At 58.2% G+C, this 1,626-nt stretch carries 2 tRNA genes and 2 rRNA genes; all 4 read right to left on the minus strand.

Going from position 1 to position 1,626, the window contains the following annotated elements:
- Positions 1–773, minus strand: a 23S ribosomal RNA gene (locus QHF83_RS53220); the annotation flags it as partial.
- 161 nt (positions 774–934) lie between these two features.
- Positions 935–1,007: transfer RNA gene (locus tag QHF83_RS53225), tRNA-Ala, on the minus strand.
- A 23-nt stretch (positions 1,008–1,030) separates the two neighbouring features.
- Positions 1,031–1,104, minus strand: a tRNA-Ile gene (locus QHF83_RS53230).
- 113 nt (positions 1,105–1,217) lie between these two features.
- Positions 1,218–1,626, minus strand: a 16S ribosomal RNA gene (locus tag QHF83_RS53235); the annotation flags it as partial.

Below are 1,626 nucleotides of genomic sequence, written 5' to 3' on the forward strand. Positions count from 1 at the left end.
GCTAAGGTTTCGGGTCTACGCCACGCGACTCCTCGCCCTGTTAGGACTCGCTTTCGCTTCGGCTCCACCTCTCGGCTTAACCTCGCCACGTAGCGTAACTCGCAGGCCCATTATGCAAAAGGTACGTGGTCACACATTGCCTTGCGGCCATAGTGCTCCCACTGCTTGTAGGCACACGGTTTCAGGTACTATTTCACTCCCCTAACCGGGGTTCTTTTCACCTTTCCCTCGCGGTACTAGTTCACTATCGGTCGATCAGGAGTACTTAGCCTTGGAAGATGGTCCTCCCAGATTCCCGCCGGATTGCACGTGTCCTGCGGTACTCGGGTGTTCTGCGCGAGAGACTCGTCTTTCACCTACGGGGCTGTCACCCTCTATGGCCGGCCTTTCATTGCCGTTCGATTAGACTCGTCCTTTGTCACTCGCCGGAGGGAATGCCGTCCCTCCTGCAGAATCCCACGACCCCCAAACAGCAACGCCAGCATGCTTGCACTGCTTGGGTTTAGGCTCTTCCCCGTTCGCTCGCCACTACTAGGGGAGTCGCTTTTGCTTTCCTTTCGTCCAGGTACTTAGATGTTTCAGTTCCCTGGCTTGGCTGCCTCGTGGCTATGTATTCACCACGGGCTGGCAGGTAATCCCTGCTCGGGTTTCCCCATTCGGAGACCTCCGGATCACAACCTGTTAGCGGTTCCCCGGAGCTTTTCGCAGCTGTCCACGTCCTTCTTCGCCTCTGATCGCCTAGGCATCCACCGTGCGCCCTTCGTAGCTTGACCGTACCCCTAAGGCACGCATCGAACTCGCGCCCGGAGTTCGATTGCCGAACTTCCGCGCGCCAGCTTCTTCGCTAGCTTTAGGACGCTATCTACTATTCAATTGTCAGAGATCCGGGACGCCGAAACGTCGCAGTCTTTTCGTGTCTGGCGGGTCCAGACGGTGGAGCTGAACGGGCTCGAACCGTCGACCTCAGGCTTGCAAAGCCCGCGCTCTCCCAGCTGAGCTACAGCCCCAAGAGCACTCCAGAACGCTCAGGTGGGCCAGGGCAGAGTTGAACTGCCGACCTCACGCTTATCAGGCGTGCGCTCTAACCACCTGAGCTACTGGCCCAAACTGCAGCCTACGCTCGCGCGGGCTGCAGCTCGGTCCCTGGAAACTGGATTGTACGCTTCACCGTGCGGGACGGGTTTGACCTCTAGGTATGCGCCGAAGCGCTTCCTTAGAAAGGAGGTGATCCAGCCGCAGGTTCCCCTACGGCTACCTTGTTACGACTTCACCCCAGTTACCAGCCACTCCTTGGGGGCCTGCCTCCCTTGCGGGTTGGCTCAGCCACTTCTGGAGCAACCGACTCCCATGGTGTGACGGGCGGTGTGTACAAGGCCCGGGAACGTATTCACCCCTGCCTGCTGATCAGGGATTACTAGCGATTCCAACTTCAAAGAGTCGAGTTGCAGACTCTTATCCGTACTGAGGCCGGTTTTTTCGGATTAGCACCCCCTCGCGGGTTCGCGACCGTTTGTACCGACCATTGTAGCACGTGTGTAGCCCTGGACATAAGGGCCATGATGACTTGACGTCATCCCCACCTTCCTCCGATTTGAATATCGGCAGTCTCGTTAGAGTGCCCGGCCG

The sequence above is a fragment of the Polyangium sp. 15x6 genome (genome assembly GCF_029960785.1).
Taxonomy (GTDB): domain Bacteria; phylum Myxococcota_A; class Polyangia; order Polyangiales; family Polyangiaceae; genus Polyangium.